General features: G+C 57.7%; 16 protein-coding genes and 2 tRNA genes. 8 read left to right on the plus strand and 10 right to left on the minus strand.

All coding sequences use genetic code 11. The features are described from left to right. Nucleotides 1–121: 121 nt before the first annotated feature. A tRNA-His gene (locus tag HMPREF3135_RS07085) sits at nt 122–197 on the minus strand. Between the two features lie 142 nt (nt 198–339). Next, nucleotides 340–993, minus strand: a complete 654-nt coding sequence (gene orn / locus HMPREF3135_RS07090) for an oligoribonuclease (RefSeq protein WP_070438895.1) — start codon at nt 991–993, stop codon at nt 340–342. On the opposite strand from orn, the gene HMPREF3135_RS07095 reads away from it, so the two are divergent. After that, entirely contained in the window at nt 992–1,180 is a 189-nt protein-coding gene (locus HMPREF3135_RS07095) for a hypothetical protein (RefSeq protein ID WP_042388509.1), read from the plus strand. The genes orn and HMPREF3135_RS07095 overlap by 2 nt on opposite strands. 95 nt (nt 1,181–1,275) lie before the next feature. Then, nucleotides 1,276–1,920: a TetR/AcrR family transcriptional regulator gene (locus tag HMPREF3135_RS07100; RefSeq protein WP_016422282.1), complete on the plus strand. Its 645-nt coding sequence runs from the start codon at nt 1,276–1,278 to the stop codon at nt 1,918–1,920. A 659-nt stretch (nt 1,921–2,579) separates the two neighbouring features. On the opposite strand, the gene HMPREF3135_RS11610 is transcribed toward HMPREF3135_RS07100, so the two are convergent. The 5 genes from HMPREF3135_RS11610 to HMPREF3135_RS11585 form a co-directional block, all read right to left on the minus strand. Beyond that, nucleotides 2,580–2,702: a hypothetical protein gene (locus HMPREF3135_RS11610; RefSeq protein WP_255456329.1), complete on the minus strand. Its 123-nt coding sequence runs from the start codon at nt 2,700–2,702 to the stop codon at nt 2,580–2,582. Between the two features lie 542 nt (nt 2,703–3,244). Beyond that, the gene (locus HMPREF3135_RS07105; protein WP_049193743.1) at nt 3,245–3,913 is read right to left on the minus strand and encodes a DUF3800 domain-containing protein; all 669 of its coding nucleotides are present in this window, start codon (nt 3,911–3,913) and stop codon (nt 3,245–3,247) included. A 110-nt stretch (nt 3,914–4,023) separates the two neighbouring features. Beyond that, nucleotides 4,024–4,425 carry a hypothetical protein gene (locus HMPREF3135_RS07110; protein ID WP_070438898.1) on the minus strand — a complete coding sequence of 134 codons (402 nt, stop codon included), beginning with the start codon at nt 4,423–4,425 and terminating at the stop codon, nt 4,024–4,026. Nucleotides 4,426–4,476: 51 nt separating this feature from the next. Beyond that, complete coding sequence (locus HMPREF3135_RS07115) at nt 4,477–4,878, minus strand: hypothetical protein (RefSeq protein ID WP_049193745.1); 402 nt, start codon at nt 4,876–4,878, stop codon at nt 4,477–4,479. Nucleotides 4,879–4,892: 14 nt separating this feature from the next. After that, nucleotides 4,893–5,189 (minus strand): hypothetical protein, encoded by a 297-nt coding sequence (locus HMPREF3135_RS11585; protein ID WP_224783793.1) that lies wholly within the window; start codon nt 5,187–5,189, stop codon nt 4,893–4,895. 55 nt (nt 5,190–5,244) lie between these two features. Between HMPREF3135_RS11585 and HMPREF3135_RS11390 the strand changes: the two genes are divergently transcribed. Continuing rightward, nucleotides 5,245–5,520: a hypothetical protein gene (locus tag HMPREF3135_RS11390; RefSeq protein ID WP_160313715.1), complete on the plus strand. Its 276-nt coding sequence runs from the start codon at nt 5,245–5,247 to the stop codon at nt 5,518–5,520. 651 nt (nt 5,521–6,171) lie between these two features. Here HMPREF3135_RS11390 and HMPREF3135_RS07120 read toward each other — a convergent pair. After that, nucleotides 6,172–6,244, minus strand: a tRNA-Arg gene (locus HMPREF3135_RS07120). A gap of 86 nt (nt 6,245–6,330) precedes the next feature. On the opposite strand from HMPREF3135_RS07120, the gene HMPREF3135_RS07125 reads away from it, so the two are divergent. From HMPREF3135_RS07125 to HMPREF3135_RS07145, 5 genes are all read left to right on the plus strand, one after another. Continuing rightward, nucleotides 6,331–8,478, plus strand: a complete 2,148-nt coding sequence (locus HMPREF3135_RS07125; RefSeq protein ID WP_070438901.1) for a bifunctional copper resistance protein CopD/cytochrome c oxidase assembly protein — start codon at nt 6,331–6,333, stop codon at nt 8,476–8,478. Between the two features lie 232 nt (nt 8,479–8,710). Continuing rightward, nucleotides 8,711–9,271: a single-stranded DNA-binding protein gene (locus tag HMPREF3135_RS07130; RefSeq protein WP_049170979.1), complete on the plus strand. Its 561-nt coding sequence runs from the start codon at nt 8,711–8,713 to the stop codon at nt 9,269–9,271. Between the two features lie 285 nt (nt 9,272–9,556). Then, nucleotides 9,557–11,227 carry an energy-dependent translational throttle protein EttA gene (gene ettA, locus HMPREF3135_RS07135; protein ID WP_016422285.1) on the plus strand — a complete coding sequence of 557 codons (1,671 nt, stop codon included), beginning with the start codon at nt 9,557–9,559 and terminating at the stop codon, nt 11,225–11,227. 136 nt (nt 11,228–11,363) lie between these two features. Next, nucleotides 11,364–11,807: an acyl-CoA thioesterase gene (locus tag HMPREF3135_RS07140; RefSeq protein WP_048734885.1), complete on the plus strand. Its 444-nt coding sequence runs from the start codon at nt 11,364–11,366 to the stop codon at nt 11,805–11,807. Between the two features lie 6 nt (nt 11,808–11,813). Then, nucleotides 11,814–12,617, plus strand: coding sequence for a DUF8185 domain-containing protein (locus HMPREF3135_RS07145; RefSeq protein ID WP_070438904.1), 804 nt, complete (start codon nt 11,814–11,816; stop codon nt 12,615–12,617). Nucleotides 12,618–12,635: 18 nt separating this feature from the next. Here the strand turns inward: HMPREF3135_RS07145 and HMPREF3135_RS07150 are convergent, their stop codons facing one another. Together HMPREF3135_RS07150 and pepN are read right to left on the minus strand one after the other, a co-directional pair. Then, entirely contained in the window at nt 12,636–13,034 is a 399-nt protein-coding gene (locus HMPREF3135_RS07150; protein WP_016422288.1) for a globin, read from the minus strand. 67 nt (nt 13,035–13,101) lie between these two features. Then, entirely contained in the window at nt 13,102–15,804 is a 2,703-nt protein-coding gene (gene pepN / locus HMPREF3135_RS07155) for an aminopeptidase N (protein ID WP_070438907.1), read from the minus strand. Nucleotides 15,805–15,900 lie beyond the last annotated feature (96 nt).

A 15,900-nucleotide genomic window follows, 5' to 3' on the forward strand; every position in this document is an offset into this window, starting at 1 on the left:
ATTTTTGTCATAAACGCAGTCAGTAACTTGGATTGGCCCGCCGCCGCCAACCATAAACGCAGTTGCTAAGGCGGAAACACAAAAACCCTCGGCCCGGAAAAACCTGGCCGAGGGTTCTACTTGGGGTGACTGACGGGACTCGAACCCGCGACACCCAGGATCACAACCTGGTGCTCTACCAACTGAACTACAGTCACCATTACCGCATTAAAGGAGCTGTATTCTCAGCTCATCTCTGCAGCGAACTATATGGTAGCCCACAGTGGGCTGGAAACAAAAACAGCAGGTCAACCCGGATAAATTTGGGAAAGGGTGGGGTTTGGGTCGTCGTAAAGCGAGCTAGCCGCGAATCTCACCGTACTTTTCCGTCGATTCCTTGCTTGCGGCAGAAATAGCGTCGCCTTCGGGGCCGGGGTGGGGCAGAAGCATGGCGCGGCGGTAGTAGTCCAGCTCGCGGATCGACTCCTTGATATCTGCAAGAGCTCGGTGAGCGAGACCCTTTTCTGGAGCGCCCTTGAGGACCTGGGGGTACCAGCGGCGGGCAAGTTCCTTGAAGGAAGAGACATCAATCATGCGGTAGTGCAGGTGCTGGTCGAGCTCTGGCATGTAGCGGTGGATGAACTTGCGGTCGGAGGCAATCGAGTTGCCTGCCAGTGGGGCGGTGCGCGACTCGGGAACCCACTGACGGATGTAGTCCAAAACAGCCTGTTCGGCGTCGGCGACATTAGTCTTGCTGTCGCGAATTTCCTGATCCAGGCCGGACTTCGCATGCATCTTGGTGACGAAATCATCCATCTGCGCCAATTCGGTCTCGGACGCGTGCACGACGATGTCCACGCCTTCCCCGAGGACGTTGAGGTTGGCATCGGTGACGAGAGCCGCGATTTCGACAATGACGTGGCGCTCGGGTTCGAGGCCCGTCATCTCACAGTCAATCCACACGATGCGGTCGAGCTCAGGGGAGAGCTGGAGGTCGGGATCGGGCTGAGCCATGATTTCACCTTTCGCTGAGATTCGGCATGATTCTGCAGTGCGCCTTATTTTGTGCCCGGACTGGGCTGTGGGGCACACGCTGACTACGCCCAGCTTAGCGATGTGGATTGTGCTGTGGTCGGGCGTGTGGATTGCCGTGTGGTTTGTGGAGCGAATTGTGGGGGAAACGAAATTAACTGGAAAGTAAGATCTTAGAATTGGACAACGGGGCATGAACTAAATCGACCTATTTGCCTGATAAAATTACTTCTGAGTTCGGATTCCAACGGGAGAAATAGTTACATGGATGAGACGAGGCGTGTTGGCGACGCTGCTCAAAGCACCACTGCGGCACAGAAACCATCCGTCGATGATGTCATCATTGCCGCTGCGCGCGAAAGCGTAATGACTGTGGGCTTGCGTAGGACTTCGATTGCAGAAATTGCTCGCAAGGCAGGAGTTTCGCGTCCGACCGTATATCGTCGATACGCTGACATTGGTGAGCTTCTGGGGGAAGTGACCAACCGCGAAATCCTGCACATGCTTGAGGGGCTCCGCTATGTCCCTGGCGATTCGCGCGCTCGCATGTTGCTGCGTATTCGAATCGTCGTTCAACGCATCATCGAAAGTGACTTTTTCCCTGGCCTGGTCAAGACAGATCCCGACCGTGTCTTAGAAGCGCTCACTGGAGAGATGAGCGATACACAGCTGGAAATTGTGGAGAAATTCATTCTCCCCGGTGTCCGTCACGGGCAGGAAGACGGCACTATTCGCGAGCACGATCCATATCTGCTGGCGCGCAACATTTACCGTCTGATTCAGACGATGGTGCTGGTGTGGCGCCCGGATGGCAAGGACGCGACGCTAGACAAGGAATCTGTCGAAGAGGTCGTCGACATGGTTGACCGCTACTTGCGCCCGGATCCTGCGGATAACAAGAAGAACTAAGAAGTAAAAACCCGCCTGCATCTGGTATAAAACCAGTTCAGGCGGGTTATTTTTGCGCCCCCAGAAGGATTCGAACCCACCTGGAAAACCCCAACTACCTGTATGAACAGGGCAAATAGGCGCCACCCCACGACATTCCCACGACACCTGAACTAGAAAGCGACGGGCAGATTTAACCTACCTGGCTATCACCAAGCAGATTCGATACCTTATGCGACAGTATCGAGGTTGTCTTCCTTGAGTTCTACGTAGATATCTAGGCTCATTGCGGCAGAGTGGTGGCCGGGCTGGCGCTGTTCAATCCTTGGGTTAGCGCCGCTGCCTTTCGTCAGTCCCCCGCAGGCCGTGCGGCATCACATACGCGTTCCGTATTCCTTCATCACCCGCTCAAGATCTCAGTAATACCAATCCGGCTCACTCGGCGTCGGCAACGGGTCACCATCAATCGCAAGCCACAGAAACGCATCCGGAAACTCATCCTTCAAATGTGGCTTTAGCCTCCGCGTGATCCGCTTCGGCGCCGCCACCATCAGCTGCTCATAGATCTTCGGCGTGCCGGTAATGACCTCTCACCGAACTGTCACGGCGCTTCGCTCCACATGCATACGACCGCGCAGAACAAAAACGTCACGTACTCGCAGTACCGTCACCTTGCTCTACTACAGTCCGGCGGTTGCCAGAAGCGAGATGGGCTCAGCGCGCTTGGAGTCTTTGTCTAGTTTCTTGACCCGCTCAGCGGCCAGGTACATCTTGGCAGCTTCCGGTTTGCTCGGCAGGCCCACACCACGGCCAGCGCCATTTCACCGGCTGCGACATCGAGAACTTTTTGCAGACAGCTATGAGCTTTCCTCACCGTGGCCGCCCCAACGCTGAAAGTTGACGGCAGGTTTTGCACATCCGAGCGTTTAATCTGGCCAAACTGCTAAACCTCAGTACGGCTCCACATGAACACGCGACGCGTTCATCTCTTGCGGAAGCCTTGATCTGGCTGGGTAGTGCCGTCTGGTGCGCGGTAGTGGTCCTTCGGCACTGAGCCTTTTTGCTTTCTGTATTGTTCACGCTTGCCGAGGGCAGTGGGATGGTTCTTGAGGTGCGTCCGTTCGCTACGTAGTTGATCCGTGCGCGGACTGATGTCACTACTGGGGCTCAGTCTGTTACGCGCCAGGGTTCGCAGGCGGAGTCTGCATCGGTCATGTTGGGGCGCGTTAGGTGGTGTCCTTTGCGTAGTTTTTCTGGTGTGGGTAAAATGAGGTTGAAACCGGCGATAAGTCCTCCAGGGGAGGACTTCCCACCCTGATAGGTGAGATAGCCGGTTTCAGCATGTCTAAGGCATTCCCCAGGGCGTGAAAGTACTAGCAAGAGTTGGCTCGATACACGGCTTGTACCAAGAGCATTTTTTGCCTTCAAGATGTCGCTGCACTGCCCATAATCCGTAATCAGCAACTTGGAGCCCCCAGGCTGATTGTGATGTCCATACACACAAGGTGATGTTTCGTTTAATTTGTTGGCAGACGTCGTGGACCGCCTCGAATGCGGCCTTTCGAATTCCTTTGGTTCCGAACTCGGCCACGATTACGAAAAGCTCATCCTCAGGTCGGGATACCTGTAGTGCAATCTCCTTTAAGTGCAGGTACCACGCCATCTTGTATAAACGCATAGGTCCTGCTTGCTTAACAGATTCGTAAGCGTTGGATTTGTAGAGAAAGGTTGTGTCGAACCGTGGCGCTTGTCTTTTGATTTCTTGAAACATTTCATTGCGGGTCCGCGCGGAATCATCGACAGCGTGGAAGCCCCTAGTGAGCTTCATATTTTGTTTTGCGCACTGAGCCCTTAGATGAAGCCCCTGGAGCAGATTGTCGCCGTGATGATCTGTGCTGAAGGTTGCGGTGCCGAAACCGAAGTATGTTGAGGCGCCACCACCCTGGGGGTTAGGTGTTCCTGTGTAGTCGAGGTTTCCTGTTTCGTCAGCGTAAAGATAGACACGTTTTGCCAATGGGATCTCACCTTGTTGAGCGCACTATTTGTTTCCGTCGATACTGCGGGGGCGTAGGAGTGGGGCGCTCCCTGATGCTGTATCGGATTGAGCGCCTCTTCCCATTACCGTTAATCCTCAAGCAAACCCAATTCACGAGCATCAGACGGCTTAAAATTCCGCATCTGCTCGTCATCCCAATTCTGCTCCCGGTACTTATTCCACAGCCACCCACTGCATGACCCGTCACCCGCAGCGTCAATCTCCAGGTTCTCTCCGCCGATAGCCTCGGCGCCCTCCAGATGCAGCATCCCCTTCATCGCAGCCTTGTAATCTGCATGCGAGTAATCATCTTTGTTAGTAAGGATCTCTGTAAACACCTGCTGTGCTGCCGCGTCATCCTTAAGTGCCCGGCTGCATAGAAGAGATGCGTATGCATCGCGTTCGTCTTCAGCGCTTGCCCATTCGTCAGTGCCACAGGCGCTGACGAGAATCGTGGTTAATAATGCGCCTGCGAGGAATTTCTTATTCATGTGAATCGTCATTCTAGATAAGGGAAGGGGGGGGGAGAGAGAGAGACGGCCTTACTTTTCGTGGACATATACATCGAGCACTTTGTATCCGTCGGAGCCGAATACGATGATGTTTGGACATTCAAACGTCATCCGCACCGGTGTCCCGAATCCATTTGGGAAGTCAGCTTCACCAGTTACACGAACAGCGTGGTTGGAATTTTCTACAGGAGAATGTTCCACGTCGTAGTCAACGATTCTCGCGCCCCCAGGGTATTTAGCGCGGTTGATGACCTGCTCCTTGCAATCATCAACTGAGGCGTCGATATCACCGGCGATGCGCTTTGCCTCGTATAACACCACACCGAAAAATACGAGGGCGAGAACGATTAGCACCGTCAGTAAGATGAACCACCAGCGCTTATAGAACGGCTTCCTTGCGGCGGCTTGCGTAGTGCGGTCTTCGAAAGTCATTGCGTTTCCTTTGTTTATTGAGAGCGCCAGCGGGCTTGGCCGTCCGGGCCGGCGGAGCAGGTCATAGGTGTGCCGTTCTTACTGACTCCTGTTCCTCCTCCTGAACAGTAAGCGCCTGGGGTTACGTAGTATTCTTGCTGTTCAGGAGCCGGCGCGGCGGGAGCCGGAGCTGGTTCTGGTGTCGCCGCCGGCTGCTGCGCCATCATCTGGGAGGCGCACTGCTGCGTCCAGCCGCTTGAACCGTCGGTGAAGAATGTTGTCCCGGTCTCATGCAAAGCGGGGTCGCCGCAGGATGCCACGGTTTTGTTCATTTCAGATGGTTCTGCTTGGCCTGGGGCTTCGGTATACCCGGTTGGGCGTGCGGACGTGGACTCACCTCCACGGGGCGAAGAGGTAGGTTCGGTGGTGTGCTCGAGGGTGGGGTTGGGGCTGTTCTTTGGGCTTGATGATTCAGACGGAGAATCAGTGGTGGATTCAGTGGACGTGGTGCTTGACGGCGAGGGCGTTGATGTCGAGCTGGTCGACATGTTGCTGCTTGATGGGGAGGGGTCGTTGTTTGATCCGCAGGCAGCGGCGAACGGAATTGCAACACAGGCTGCGATGATGAGGACTCGTTTGGCGGTGTGGGCGGCCATCGCATGATTCCTTTCTTGGCGTTCTTTATGACTGCCCTTATTCTGCGTTAAGGTGAATGGTTTTCAATCTTTGACCACACGACGGGGGTAAATTTGACCTCAAAACCTAGTGTAAACCCCCCCCGATACGTCGCCCGCCGCATGTTCGTGTTCTCTCGAGCAGTTCTCGCCACACTGGCAGTAGCTGAGTGGCGACATCAAATTCCCGGGCTATGGCCCCAGTGGCTGGTTCGTAGATTGCTTCCGCTGCAGCGTACTTGGTATGGGAGATGAGTAGCCCGGCAGCTATCTGGGCTGCGGAATATTCTGCTCTGGTGTCGAATGCGGGTTACCAGAGCGGGGTGCTTGAGCCAGTTCACGGGCTCGGATGTAGCGCCGGTTTGCGGCACCAAGTGTGGGAGATTCGCAGGCGCTACCGACAGCCAGGAATCCACCGACCGAGAACTAATGAAGAGCCGTTGCCCCGCTGGTTTGAGCTGTTCGGGATTTCCGAACAGCTGGCCGGTGGGGCACCTTTTTCATGCCCAAAATCCGCTGCATTTCCGCTGCATTTAAACCAACAAGAGCCAATCTGAGCCTACATTAGCGGGGGTAGTTAGATAGGGTAAACCCCCGCCTGAACTCGTAAAACACCAGTTCAAGACGGGGGTAGAAAACGCGCCCCCAGAAGGATTCGAACCCTCGACCAATCGGGTAGAAGCCGACTGCTCTGTCCACTGAGCTATGGAGGCTAGCTAAGAAAAGCATTGTAGCGTCTCTAATGTAGCCAATCACAACCGGTTCTGTTCTAGGGACTTTGGTCGCTAAGCTTAGGGCTATGACTGCCACGACCAAGGCCGAGACCTCTCCGCCTGTTAGCAAGGATAAGAAAGTCCGTAAATCTGCTGGTTGGTACGTTGTTTTTGTACTTATCGGCGGCGTTCTAGCTGGTTTGCTCTCGATGGCGTTCAACATGGATTCGCGCGCCACGTTGGGTATTCCCGATCCCGGCACAATCACCACCTTCGGGTTCCCGTTCGCGAAGGCGGCCGGTGAGCTGCTCGCCTGCCTCGGTGTCGGTTCGTTTATGCTCGCCGCTTTCGGTACGAAGCAGCGTGCCGACGGCACTTTGGGCCTCGACGGCTACACGGCATCCCGCACGGGTATGTGGGCCATGCTCGGCTGGGGCCTCATGGCGCTGATGGAGATTCCGCTGGTGCTCTCCGATGTGTCGGGCCAGCCGCTGTCGACGACGATTCAGCTGAGTAACTGGGCTGTGTCGTTGGAGCAGACCAAGGAGGGCTTGGCGTGGCTGTGGGTAGCTATTTTTGCGGGCATTGTGGCGCTTGGTTCATCGCTGACTCGTAAGTGGATTTGGCAGCCGGTGTTCTTCGCCATCAGCTTGGTGTCGATGATGCCGCTGGCGGTTGTAAGCCACAATGCCTCCGGTGGTGCCCATGACTACGGCACTAACTCCTACATCTGGCACTTGACCTTCACTGTGTTTTGGGTCGGCGGTTTGATGGCGCTGGTTGGCCACGCGCGTCGTCGCGGTGAATGGATGCCAGAGGTAGTGAAGCGCTATTCTTTCGTGGCGTTGGTGGCTTTCATCGCCATGTCTGCCTCCGGCTTCATTAACGCAGCCATCAACATTGACTGGTCTGACCTGGTCAGCAACAACTACGGCATCATGGTGCTGGTCAAGGCCGTTCTCACTATCTTGCTGGGCCTATGCGGCTATGTGCACCGCAAGATCACCATTCCGGAGATTGAGCGCGCTCAGTCGAATCGTCCATTCTGGCGTCTGGCCATTGTCGAGGTCATCATCATGGCGCTGACAATCGGCGTTGCCGTAGCTCTGGGCCGTACTCCGCCGCCACCGAATTTCTCTGAGCAGGCCGGCGGTGAGGGCCTGCCGTCGATTACGCAGATGCAGGTCAAGCTAGGTTACAACCTGGAGATCCCATTCGGTTGGGAGGCCATGTTCACGCAGTGGCGCTTTGACATCTTCTTCGGCTCTGCCGCCATCATTGCCGCGTGGATTTACTTGTACTGGCTCTACTTGCTGAAGAAGCGCGGCGGTACCTGGCCGCTGTCCAACACCCTGTGGTGGCTCGCCGGCTGTGCCACGCTGCTGTTTACTTCGTGCAGCGCGCTGGGCGTGTACATGCCGGCTCTGTTCTCGGTTCACATGATCGCCCACATGCTTTACTCCATGGGCATTCCGGTCATGCTGGTCCTGGGCGGCCCAGTTACGCTCGCGCTGCGTGCGCTGAAGCCGGCCGGCCGCGATGGTCTGCCTGGTATTCGTGAGTGGCTGGGGGTCTTCATCAACAACCCGGTGTCGCGTTTCCTCACGCACCCGGTTGTGGCAACGGTGCAGTTCGTCGCGGGCTTTTACCTGCTCTACATGACACCGATTTACGACTTCCTGGCTGATGAGCACGCGGGCCACGTGTTCATGAACATCCACTTCTTGATCTCCGGTTACATCTTCTACTGGGTCATTATCGGTGTCGATGCTGCACCACAGCAGATTGAGCCGTCGGTCAAGCTGGTCACGCTGATGGGGTCGTTGCCGTTCCACGCTTGGTTCGGTATTTCGCTGATGCAGTCGCAGCAGGTGCTTGCCGAGACCTACTACGCCAGCCTGGATCTCCCTTGGGCAGTGAATCTCCTGGAAGATCAGAACGTTGGTGGTGCCGTCGCGTGGGCTGCCGGTGAGGTTCCGCTCTACATCGTCACCGTTGCGCTGTTTGTACAGTGGCGGCGTTCCGATGAAAAGGATGCAGCCCGCTACGACCGCGTCGCGGACCGCAACAATGATGAGGAGTTGGCCGCTTACAACGAAATGCTCGCTCGCATGAGCCAGCAGGTCGGTGTTGGCGGCGAGGATGAGCGCGATTACTACACCTCGGAGGTTGACGCGCAGCATCCGGTGCACATGGATAATCCGATTGATGCCTCGAAGAGGCGCGGAAGGTAGCGTCGTTAAGCTGATTTTGCATGCTTGACGACGAGGATTGCCGCGACTTCGCCCCTCAACTTCATACGTAGCCTGTGGATAGTTGTCTTTTCGACAAACTTATCCACAGGCTTTTTATGTACCTCTTTCATTTGTTTCTCGAAGCCGGAAAAGTAATTGGCACGGCACGAATGAGACACCTTCGAATTATTCGGCCGCAGTAGGTAAACGCTTTCTTTGGGGGAGGAGCCCGATGTCTGAGGCAGTTATTACCGTGGTGGGCAATGTGGTCCATCATGTGGAAAATCGAAATACCAATTCTGGGGCAAAGGTCTGCAAGTTTTCTGTGGCATCCAGCAAGTCATGGAAGGGGGAGAATGGTTGGGAGCAGTCGGAGACGTCATATTTTGATGTTGAATGTTGGGGCAAGCTCGCCGAGAACGTGAATAACACGGTGTGGAAGGGCCAAGCCGTCATTGTCCACGGTCACGTTCGTACGGATCGCTGGGAGGGCGATGATGGTACGAAGCATCAGCGCCAGAAGATCATTGCTAAGGCGGTAGGTCCGAATCTGCGCCGTCACCTGGCAACGGTGAAGACTATGACTGAGAAGCCGCATGAGTCGCCGACTGGTCTTGGTGAGTCATCGACTGGGGATTCGGAAGCTTCGGTTACTGAGACAGTTGCGTCTCAGGCCGGGGCCGTGCGCACCTTCACTGCTAGTACGGGCGGCGCTGGTGAGGCGGGGAACACAGGTGCAGCTAGTTCGGAGCAGCGAGAAATGGCTGATGCAGGAGTCAGTGCGCCGTTCTAACCCAGGAGCCAGTACATCGTTGTAGAGCGGAATGAGGGGGAGCCGCTGAAAGAGCGGAAAGAGGGGAGGGGTAATTACTGCACGTGAGGTGACGCTGCTGAGAAAGGGGAGGGATCGCATACGATTCGGCAGCGTTATCTCGCAGCTAGTTTTGCTAGGAGCCTGGCAGAGATTTTGGTGGGAAAGGATTGCGGGTACGCCCATGTAGATTGTGCCTTTTGGTTCCTATGCGTAACCTCTACAGGGATTGCTTATTTCCTTTCTACGAGGGGACGAAATTCCACCATGGGTGAGTTCATCTACCAGATGAAAAACGTGCGCAAGGCGCACGGCGATAAGGTTATTCTCGACAACGTCACCATGGCGTTTTACCCGGGCGCAAAGATCGGCGTGGTCGGTCCGAACGGCGCAGGTAAGTCGTCGATTCTGAAGATTATGGCTGGCCTTGATCAGCCGAGTAACGGTGAAGCTTTCCTGGAGCCGGGCGCCACTGTCGGCATCCTGCTGCAGGAGCCTCCGCTGAATGAGGAGAAGACCGTTCGCGGCAACGTCGAGGAGGGCCTCGGCGACATCTTCGAGAAGAAGGCTCGTTTTGAAGCCATCGCCGAGGAGATGGCCACCAATTACACCGACGAGCTCATGGAAGAAATGGGCAAGCTCCAGGAGGAGCTCGACGCCGCTGATGCTTGGGAGCTGGATTCCAAGATTGAGCAGGCAATGGATGCGCTTCGCTGCCCGCCGGCGGACGAGCCGGTTACTCACCTCTCCGGTGGTGAGCGTCGTCGTGTAGCACTGGCAAAGCTGCTGCTCTCCGAGCCGGACCTGCTGCTTCTCGACGAGCCGACTAACCACCTGGACGCCGAGTCTGTGCTGTGGCTCGAGCAGCACCTGGCTAAGTACCCGGGCGCTGTCCTGGCCGTGACTCACGACCGTTACTTCCTGGATCACGTCGCTGGCTGGATTTGTGAGGTCGACCGCGGCAAGCTCTACCCGTACGAGGGCAATTACTCGACTTACCTGGAGAAGAAGGCTGAGCGCCTTGAGGTTGCAGGTAAGAAGGACGCCAAGCTGCAGAAGCGCCTGAAGGATGAGCTGGCGTGGGTCCGCTCGGGGCAGAAGGCTCGCCAGGCCAAGAACAAGGCCCGTCTGGAGCGCTACGAGCAGATGGTGGAGGAAGCCGAGCAGTACAAGAAGCTCGACTTCGAAGAAATTCAGATTCCGACCCCGCCGCGCCTGGGTAACCAGGTTGTTGAGGTCAAGGACCTGGAGAAGGGCTTTGATGGCCGCGTCCTGATCAAGGATCTGTCGTTCACCCTGCCGCGTAACGGCATCGTCGGTGTGATTGGCCCGAACGGTGTTGGTAAGTCCACCCTGTTTAAGACCATCGTGGGGCTGGAGCAGCCGGATTCCGGTGAGGTCAAGGTCGGTCAGACTGTTCAGCTCAGCTACGTTGACCAGGGCCGTGAAAACATCGATCCGGAAAAGACCGTTTGGGAGGTTGTCTCTGATGGTCTCGACTACATCGTGGTCGGCCAGAACGAGATGCCGTCTCGTGCATACCTATCTGCTTTCGGTTTCAAGGGCGCGGATCAGCAGAAGCCGTCGAAGGTTCTCTCCGGTGGTGAGCGCAACCGTCTGAACCTCGCGCTGACCCTCAAGCAGGGAGGAAACCTTATCCTCCTGGATGAGCCGACTAACGACCTTGACGTCGAAACCCTGTCTTCGCTGGAAAACGCACTGCAGAACTTCCCGGGCTGTGCCGTGGTCATTTCCCACGACCGTTGGTTCCTGGACCGCACCTGTACCCACATCCTCGCATGGGAAGGCAACTTCGAAGAGGGCAAGTGGTTCTGGTTCGAAGGCAACTTCGAGGGCTACGAGAAGAACAAGATTGAGCGTTACGGCGAGGAGGCTGCACGCCCGTCGCGTGTCACTCACCGTCGCCTGACCCGCTAATCAGTTTCCCGCGAATCTGATCTTTGCCAACGGCAACGCCCGGAACCGTGTGGACTGGCTCGCACCAGTGCACAGGTCCCGGGCTTTCGCGTTATTTGCAGGTTCGTAGCTCCAGAAAACGCCTATAGTTCTGGGTATGACTGAATCAGCACCATTTCGTACCAACGTCGCTATCCGCTGGTCTGATTTTGATCAGTATGGTCACGCTAACAACACCGCATTCCTGGAATACGCCCAGCAGGCTCGTCTCGACTTTGTGATGCGCGGCCTCGGCGGCGGGGCAGGTATGCCTGCGGCAGTGGTGCGTCGCCTGGAGATTGACTACGTCCGCGCTATCTTGCCGGACACCCAGGAAGTTGTGGTTGAGACCGAGATCATCAACTTCGGTCGCACCTCTTTCACACTCCGCCAGACTATCTCCGACCAGCATGGTCACATCGTGGCTGTGCTCGAAACCGTGATGGTGATGTTTGATCTCAAGACTGCGAAGGCAGTCGAGCTCTCCCCGTCTGCCCGCCGTGAACTGGAGCGTTTTGCAGCTCCCGCAATCGAAGACAACAAGGAAGACCAGGACAAGTAATTCGCCGTGACCACTTCTCATCCCGCTGCCGAGCTGACCTTCGGCACTCCCGATGCCCTGAAGAACCTGGGCGTCCTAGCCCATAAGGCCTACGCCCTCGACGAGAACACGTTGCTTCGCATCCGCGCACGAAAGACCGCCGCCGCCGGTATCAGTTCATCGCCCGAGCCCACCGCTGCGCCAGCAATGTCACAGGTATGGGTGAAGACCCCGATCGGCCCGCTCGCCATGCGCACAATTGCGCTACACGCGCTTCCCGACGACATCATCGTCACTGCCGCGGAGATTAAAGACATCGCAGTGCGTGCCTTTGCGCAGGCAAAATCATCCGACAATGCGGAGGACAAAGAAGCTTCGCTCACCGCGCTGCCGTATCGGGTGCATGCGCAGTCGGCGTCCTCCTGGCCGGGATTCTTGCCAGTTCCGGAAGGATGGCAGGTTGTCGACTATGTTCCGGCCACTGCTTTCCGGACTCTCGAGAAGCAGGGGCGCGCGGTCGCCGTCGAATCTTCCGGCCCGATGGGCATGCCACCGTCTCTGCTGGACCAAAAGGTTCTCACTGTCAGCGGCGGTACCGGTGAAGCCACTGTTGATACAGGGGAGGGGCAGTCGCAGGCGACGTCGAAAAGCGTCGTGGACGTGACCATGCGGGACGTGTTTGCGCTGTGCACGATGGGCTTCATCCCGGAGCAACCGGATGAAAAAGAGCCGGTGCGCGTGTCCGCAAAGGGACGGTGGCACCGGCTGGATGGGCGGTTTGGCTCGATCTTTACGCTCGAGTCCTTTGGCGTACTGCCGCTGCTGAACTAGCGGCGCAGGGCCTAATTCCTACTGCGCGTCGAAGCGGTTGATGAGCATGTCAGCAACCTGCACCATGTGGTTCCACATGGCTTCGCGCTGGGGGCGGGGGAGCTCGTCATCGGAAATGTCTGCGAGTGAGGCGCTCATGATTTCCAGCCAGCGGTCGCGTTCGGCCTCGCCGATGGAAAACGGCATGTGGCGCATGCGCAGGCGCGGATGACCACGCTGTTCGCTGTAGGTGTGCGGCCCGCCCCAGTACTGGACGAGAAACATACGTAGTCGATCCTCGGCGCCCTCCCAGTCATCGCTGGGGTACATCGGGCCGATGAGGTCATCGGAACGCATGCGCGTGTAAAAACCATGGACGATGCGATTGAAGACATCCTCGCCGCCGACGGAGTCAAAGAGCGTCTGAGAAGTTGTCATGGCACCAAGTCTATCGACTTGATGCCACGAAAACGATAACGGCCAAAGTGCCGGCCGAAATCACTTGTTACTTCGCGTCGAACTCGCGGGCGCGGAGAGCGAGCTTCACCAGGAACTGCTGCTCAGAGATGATGCGCTTGACCGGCGATGCAGTCTCGTCGCTGTCGAGCAGACGTTGAGCGGCTGCAATTGCATCATCGCTGATCTCCCAGGTTGGGTAGAAGCCCTCGAGCAGCGTCTGTGCCGTCTCGGAGGAGAACTGCTTCCACCAGCTGTTGGCAACGGCGAAGAAGTGCTCCGACAGCGAGGTCGCCGACTGCTCCGCGTTGATGGTGGCGCGGGAGTCGTCGTCAAGCGCCTGTGCGAGCACCTCACCCGAGCCCGGCGCGTTGAAGCCGGCCAGCAAGTGGCGAATGACAAGGTTCGACGGGGCATCGTTGCCGGAGACCGTCGCCTCTGCCCAGACGCGGGACTTGTTGGCGAGCGTCGGCACGGAGGCGCGGCAGGCGATGGCGGCCTGCGCACCGAGTGCCGAGTTGTCGGTCTTTTCAAGCTTTGCGATGGCTTCCTCGCCCTCGAGACCGGCGGAAACCAGCGGCTTCAGGGCGCGCCACTGCATGTCGGTGTCTACCGTGACAGCTGGGAAACCAGCCTTGTCTGCGTCGCCAGTGTAGATGGCGCGCAGTGCGTCAACGACGTCGCTATTCGACGAGCCCACGGTGGTCAAAGCGTTAACGAAAACCAGGGCGCGGTCGGCGTCGGTTTCCTTCTTCGCGTAGTCCAACAGGCCCTGAGCCAGCAGGTCGCGGCCGGTGGAATCAGCCCACTGTGGATCGGCGTAGACGTTGACGGCGCTGACCGCCTGAGCGATGACGCGCTCCAAGACGGAGAGCTTATCCTCGCCCGGGATGCCGCGAAGCACCAGGTTGACGAAGTCGCGAGCGCGCATCTGGCCTGCGCGAACCATCTGCCAGGTGGCGGACCAGCACAGTGTGCGCGCCATCGAATCGGTGAAAGCGCCGATGTTGTCGATGACGGTGGCAAGCGAGCCTTCGTCCAGGCGAATCATGCTGTAGGTGAGGTCGTCGTCGTTAACCAGCACGACGTCGCCAACTGGTGTGTCGACCAGATCTGGGACATCGGTGCGGGCACCGCGGACGTCGATTTCCACGCGCTTGGTGCGCTCAAGTACAGCGTCCGCGCCGGTGCCGCGCAGGTTGTAGATGCCCACTGCGATTCGGTGATCACGGAGTTCACCGGCACCCGGCTCGGCGCCTTCCTGCGTGACTGCGAAGGAGGTGTACTTGCCGTCCTCTTGATGGAACTCTGGCGCCAGGGTGGTGATGCCGGTGGTGGTCAGCCACTGATCGGCCCAGCCAGACAGATCGCGACCGGAGGCCTCGGAGAGCGCCTCCAACAGATCCGCGAAGGTGGCGTTGCCAAAGCGGTGGCGGGAAAAGTGAAGACGAGCACCGGCGAGGAAGGCGTCCTGACCAACGTAGGCGGCCAGCTGCTTGAGGGTGGACGCGCCCTTGGCGTAGGTGATGCCGTCGAAGTTCTGCTCGACGGTGTCAATGTCGCTGGCATCGGCGGCAATCGGGTGCGTCGACGGCAGCTGATCCTGCTTGTAGGCCCAGGCCTTCTCTACGTTGGCGAAGGTGGTCCAGGCGTGGCTGTAATCGGAAACCTCAACCTGTGCGGCGGCAGCCGACCAGGTAGCGAAGGACTCGTTGAGCCAGAGATCATCCCACCACTGCATGGTGACCAAATCGCCGAACCACATGTGAGCCATCTCGTGCAGGATGGTGTCGTTGCGGCGCTCGTAGAGGTAATGGGTGGGCTTGGAACGAAAGACGTACTCGTCGCGGATGGTCACGCAGCCGGCGTTTTCCATCGCACCCATGTTGTATTCCGGGCAGAAGATCTGGTCGTACTTGCCGAACGGGTAGGGCTCGCCGAAGTGCTTGGCGTAGAAGTCGAAGCCTTCCTTGGTCTCCTTGAACAGAGTGTCGGCATCGAGGTACTCGGCGATGGACTGGCGGCAGTAGATTCCTAGCGGAATGGTCAGCTCGCCGTCCGGCTGGTGCTCGGCAGGGGTTTCCGGGTGCGGTGCGACAGTGCCGGTCCACGAGTCAGTGACCTCGTGCCACGGGCCCGCACAGACTGCGACGAGGTACGTCGACAGCGGAACATCCACTGAGAAGTCGAAGGTGTCGGCCTCATTGCCGTGGACATCGGTGGTGGTGCCGGTCTTGGCTACCGAGTTGGAAATAACCTTCCAGCCCTTCGGCGCCACGACGTGGATGGAGTACGTCGCCTTCAAATCCGGCTGGTCAAAGCAGGCGAACACGCGCTTGGCATCGGCAGTTTCAAACTGCGAGTACAGGTAGGTTTCGCCATCGGCGGGATCCTGGAAGCGGTGAATGCCCTGGCCGTTATTGGTGTAACGACAGTCCGCATCGATAACGACGGTGTGGTCACCTTCGGTCAGGTCTACGTTAATGCCGGTCTCGCTGTCATAGCGAGCGGCCTCCGTGGCATCGACGCCGTCGATGGTCACACTCTTGACAACCGCATCACGCAGGTCAATAAAGGTGGAACCAGCGCGCTTCGCTTTCAGAGAAATTGTGGTCTTGGAAGCGAATGTTGGTGCGCTGTGCTGCCCACCGACCGGTGCGGTCGTAAGGTCGAGGGAGATGTCGTAGTGGGACACCTCGAGCATGGCCGCACGGTCGGCGGCCTCGGTCCTGGTTAGGTTCGTGGAAGTCATGCGACAAGTGTAACCACGACCCCGGATTGGGAATCGGGCAGTAGCGTGGTGGGCGGGGTGACCTCGACTTCCTCGCTCATTGCGTGTCGATTCGGG

The sequence above is a fragment of the Corynebacterium sp. HMSC14H10 genome, from assembly GCF_001807105.1.
Taxonomy (GTDB): domain Bacteria; phylum Actinomycetota; class Actinomycetes; order Mycobacteriales; family Mycobacteriaceae; genus Corynebacterium; species Corynebacterium jeikeium_D.

What these genes read in the sequence shown, in the direction of transcription:
- HMPREF3135_RS07095 (WP_042388509.1), top strand. Translation starts at nt 992, where the DNA reads ATGATTTCACCTTTCGCTGAGATTCGGCATGATTCTGCAGTGCGCCTT.
- orn (WP_070438895.1), bottom strand. Translation starts at nt 993, where the DNA reads ATGGCTCAGCCCGATCCCGACCTCCAGCTCTCCCCTGAGCTCGACCGC.
- HMPREF3135_RS07100 (WP_016422282.1), top strand. Translation starts at nt 1,276, where the DNA reads ATGGATGAGACGAGGCGTGTTGGCGACGCTGCTCAAAGCACCACTGCG.
- HMPREF3135_RS07110 (WP_070438898.1), bottom strand. Translation starts at nt 4,425, where the DNA reads ATGAATAAGAAATTCCTCGCAGGCGCATTATTAACCACGATTCTCGTC.
- HMPREF3135_RS07115 (WP_049193745.1), bottom strand. Translation starts at nt 4,878, where the DNA reads ATGACTTTCGAAGACCGCACTACGCAAGCCGCCGCAAGGAAGCCGTTC.
- HMPREF3135_RS11585 (WP_224783793.1), bottom strand. Translation starts at nt 5,189, where the DNA reads ATGAACAAAACCGTGGCATCCTGCGGCGACCCCGCTTTGCATGAGACC.
- HMPREF3135_RS07125 (WP_070438901.1), top strand. Translation starts at nt 6,331, where the DNA reads ATGACTGCCACGACCAAGGCCGAGACCTCTCCGCCTGTTAGCAAGGAT.
- HMPREF3135_RS07130 (WP_049170979.1), top strand. Translation starts at nt 8,711, where the DNA reads ATGTCTGAGGCAGTTATTACCGTGGTGGGCAATGTGGTCCATCATGTG.
- ettA (WP_016422285.1), top strand. Translation starts at nt 9,557, where the DNA reads ATGGGTGAGTTCATCTACCAGATGAAAAACGTGCGCAAGGCGCACGGC.
- HMPREF3135_RS07140 (WP_048734885.1), top strand. Translation starts at nt 11,364, where the DNA reads ATGACTGAATCAGCACCATTTCGTACCAACGTCGCTATCCGCTGGTCT.
- HMPREF3135_RS07150 (WP_016422288.1), bottom strand. Translation starts at nt 13,034, where the DNA reads ATGACAACTTCTCAGACGCTCTTTGACTCCGTCGGCGGCGAGGATGTC.
- pepN (WP_070438907.1), bottom strand. Translation starts at nt 15,804, where the DNA reads ATGACTTCCACGAACCTAACCAGGACCGAGGCCGCCGACCGTGCGGCC.